Raw genomic sequence first — 4,032 nt, 5'->3', positions numbered from 1 at the left:
GGGAGGACACACCCTTGTTCGAATTAAATAATTTTGATGCTTTACAAATCGGGTTAGCATCTCCAGAACAAATTAGAGAGTGGTCTAGAGGAGAAGTAAAGAAACCTGAAACTATTAACTATAGAACATTAAAACCTGAGAGAGACGGATTATTCTGTGAAAGAATATTCGGACCTATAAAAGACTGGGAATGTCACTGTGGAAAATACAAAAGAGTTAGATATAAAGGTATTGTATGTGACAGATGTGGTGTTGAAGTAACTAAATCTAAAGTTAGAAGAGAGAGAATGGCTCACATTGAATTAGCTGCGCCAGTATCTCATATATGGTATTTCAAAGGAATACCTTCAAGAATGGGATTAATCCTTGATATGTCACCAAGAGCTTTAGAAAAAGTTCTATATTTTGCATCATATATAGTTATAGACCCAAAAGAAACTTCATTATTAAAGAAACAACTTCTTAATGAGAAAGAGTATAGAGAAGCTTGTGACAAATATGGTGAAGAGAGTTTTGTAGCTGGAATGGGTGCAGAAGCTATAAAAACTTTATTATCAGAAATAGACTTAGAAAGAACTACCGCTGAGCTTAAAGAAGAATTAAAGCAAAGCACAGGTCAAAAGAAAGTTAGGATAATAAGAAGATTAGAAGTTGTAGAATCATTCAAATCATCAGGAAATAAACCTGAATGGATGGTAGTAGATGTGATACCAGTTATACCACCTGATTTAAGACCTATGGTTCAATTAGATGGGGGTAGATTCGCTACTTCAGATTTAAATGATTTATACAGAAGAGTTATAAATAGAAATAACAGACTTAAGAAGTTATTAGATCTTGGAGCTCCTGACATAATAGTTAGAAATGAAAAGAGAATGCTTCAAGAGGCTGTAGATGCTTTAATAGATAATGGTAGAAGAGGAAGACCTGTAACTGGTCCTGGAAACAGACCTCTTAAATCATTATCAGATATGCTTAAAGGTAAACAAGGAAGATTCAGACAAAACCTTCTTGGTAAGAGAGTTGATTATTCAGGAAGATCGGTTATAGTTGTTGGTCCTGAATTAAAAATGTATCAATGTGGTCTTCCAAAAGAAATGGCTTTAGAATTATTTAAGCCTTTCGTTATGAAGAAATTAGTTGAAGACGGAGTTGCTCATAATATAAAGAGTGCTAAGAGAATGGTTGAAAGAGTAATGCCACAAGTATGGGATGTACTTGAAGAAGTTATCGCAGACCATCCAGTATTACTAAACAGAGCACCTACTCTACATAGACTAGGTATTCAAGCATTTCAGCCGGTATTAGTTGAAGGTAGAGCTATAAAACTTCATCCACTTGTATGTACAGCATACAATGCTGACTTTGATGGAGATCAAATGGCTGTTCACGTTCCTTTATCAGTTGAAGCTCAAGCGGAAGCTAGATTCTTAATGCTTGCAGCAGGTAATATAATGAAACCTTCAGATGGTAGACCAGTTTGTGTACCTACTCAGGATATGGTTCTTGGTTCATATTATTTGACAATGGATAAAGATGGAGCTAAAGGTGAAGGAAAATACTTCTCATCATTTGATGAAGTAATAATGGCATATGAATTAAAAGAAGTTGATATTCATGCTAAGATTAATGTTAAAGTTACTAAGGAAATAAACGGAGAGCTTAAGTCAGGAATAATCAAAACAACTCCAGGATTTATAATATTCAATGAATGTATACCTCAAGATTTAGGGTTTGTAAATAGAGAAAATCCTGAGGAAATGTTTAATTTAGAAATAGATTTCTTAATAACTAAAAAGTCATTAGGAAAAATAATAGATAAATGTTACTTAAAACATGGTCCAACTAAGACTTCAATAATGCTTGATAACATAAAAGCAACAGGATATCATTATTCATCAATTGGAGCTGTTACAGTTGCTGCTTCAGATATGATAGTTCCTCAAAAGAAATATGAACTATTAAAAGAAGCTGATGAAACTGTAGATAAGATTGAAAAAATGTATAGAAGAGGTCTTATATCTGAAGATGAAAGATATGAAAGAGTTATAGAAAAATGGACTGAAACTACCGAGGAAGTTGCGGATACATTAATGAATAGCTTGGATAAGTTTAATCCAATATTCATGATGGCAGACTCAGGAGCCAGAGGATCTAAGTCACAGATTAAACAATTAGCTGGTATGAGAGGGCTTATGGCAAGTCCATCAGGTAAAATCATAGAATTACCAATCAGAGCATCATTTAGAGAAGGGCTTGATGTATTAGAGTACTTCATATCTACTCATGGAGCTAGAAAAGGTAATGCCGATACAGCACTTAAGACTGCTGATTCAGGTTATTTAACAAGAAGACTTGTTGATGTAAGCCAGGATGTTATAGTAAGAGAACATGATTGTGGAACTGAAAATGGTATTTACGTTGAAGAAATAAAAGAAGGTTCAGAAGTAGTTGAGCAATTAGCTGAAAGATTAACAGGAAGATATACTGCAGAAGATGTTTTCCATCCTGAAACTGGAGAACTTTTAGCTGAAAAAGATACTTATATGGATCCAATTTTAGCTGAAAAAATAGCTGATACTGGAATTCAAAAAGTAAAAATAAGATCAGTATTTACATGTGATTCTAAGGTTGGAGTATGTACTAAATGTTATGGTATGAATATGGCAACATCATATAAAATTAATATTGGTGAAGCTGTTGGTATCGTAGCTGCTCAGTCAATTGGAGAACCAGGAACACAGCTTACAATGAGAACATTCCATACAGGTGGAGTTGCTGGAGCAGATATAACTCAAGGTCTTCCAAGGGTTGAAGAGTTGTTCGAAGCAAGAAAACCAAAAGGATTGGCTATTGTAAGTGAAGTTGCAGGTACTGTAAGAATAGAAGAAACTAAGAAGAAGAGAACAGTTTATGTTGTTACTGATTCAGGAGAAGAATATAGCTATGATATACCATTTGGATCAAGATTAAAAGTTAAAGATGGTATAGCTATTGGAGCTGGAGATGAAATAACAGAAGGTTCAGTTAATCCACATGATATCATGAGCATTAAAGGTGTTGATGGTGCAAGAGAATACTTACTTTCAGAAGTTCAAAAAGTTTACAGACTTCAAGGGGTTGATATCAACGATAAGCACTTAGAAGTTGTAGTTAGACAAATGACTAGAAAGATAAAAGTAACAGAGCAAGGTGATACTAATCTATTACCAGGTGTAATGATTGATATGTTCGATTTCAGAGCTGAAAATGAAAGAGTTGAAAGCTTTGGAGGAGAAAAAGCTGAAGGAGATATAGTTCTTCTTGGTATTACTAAAGCAGCTCTTGCTACAGATAGTTTCTTATCAGCAGCATCATTCCAAGAAACAACAAGAGTTCTTACTGATGCAGCAATCAAAGGAAAAATTGATCCTCTTGTTGGATTAAAAGAAAATGTTATAATTGGTAAGTTAATTCCAGCAGGTACAGGTATGATGAAGTATAGATCATTAAAATTAAATACTGAAAACAGTAATGAAGAGACTGAAACAATAATTGATATTGAAGAATAAGATTAATTTTGTTGACAGTAGTATTCTTAAATGATAAAATACAGTTTGTGTGATTAGCAAAGTACTAAGGGATTAACTTGTCTACATGATTATTTACAATGGAGGTAATCTTATGGTAGACAGACTTTTAGGAAAAAAAGTTATTGGCATAAAACAGTCCACGAAAGCTATGAAAAACGGTGAAGGAAGAGTTTTATATGTTGCAAAAAATGCTAACGATAAAATGCTTACTCCATTGGTAAAATTAGCAGAGAAATGTGGAATTGAAGTAAAACATGTTAAAAACATGAAAATCCTAGGAGAAATGTGTGGTATAGATGTAAAATCAGCTGCAGCATTAATCTTAGATTAGAGTGTTAACATCTAAAATTTATATAGATAGTTAAATAATTTATCAGGAGGTGAAAGTATGCCAACTATAAGCCAATTAGTAAGAAAAGGCAGAAAAACAGTAGCATCAAAATCAACTGCACCAGCTCTT

The 4,032-nt window shown here is 33.5% G+C and carries 2 protein-coding genes and 1 pseudogene; all 3 read left to right on the top strand.

The window, feature by feature from the left end:
• Positions 1-14: 14 nt before the first annotated feature.
• A complete protein-coding gene (gene rpoC / locus Q1J60_RS04120) occupies positions 15-3,551 on the top strand; it encodes a DNA-directed RNA polymerase subunit beta' (RefSeq protein WP_300258855.1) in 3,537 nt (1,178 codons plus the stop codon).
• 112 nt (positions 3,552-3,663) lie between these two features.
• Positions 3,664-3,903, top strand: a complete 240-nt coding sequence (locus tag Q1J60_RS04115; protein ID WP_300258852.1) for a ribosomal L7Ae/L30e/S12e/Gadd45 family protein — start codon at positions 3,664-3,666, stop codon at positions 3,901-3,903.
• 57 nt (positions 3,904-3,960) lie between these two features.
• A pseudogene (locus Q1J60_RS04110) lies at positions 3,961-4,032 on the top strand (30S ribosomal protein S12); the annotation flags it as partial.

It is taken from the genome of Clostridium sp. (assembly GCF_029258205.1).
Classification (GTDB): Bacteria; Bacillota; Clostridia; order Clostridiales; family Clostridiaceae; genus Sarcina.
Note: the sequence above shows the minus strand (reverse complement) of the source record. Positions and strands in the feature narration are given on the sequence as shown.

Bases quoted from the DNA above. Each gene is read 5' to 3' on its own strand.
- Q1J60_RS04115 (WP_300258852.1), top strand. From the start codon at position 3,664: ATGGTAGACAGACTTTTAGGAAAAAAAGTTATTGGCATAAAACAGTCC.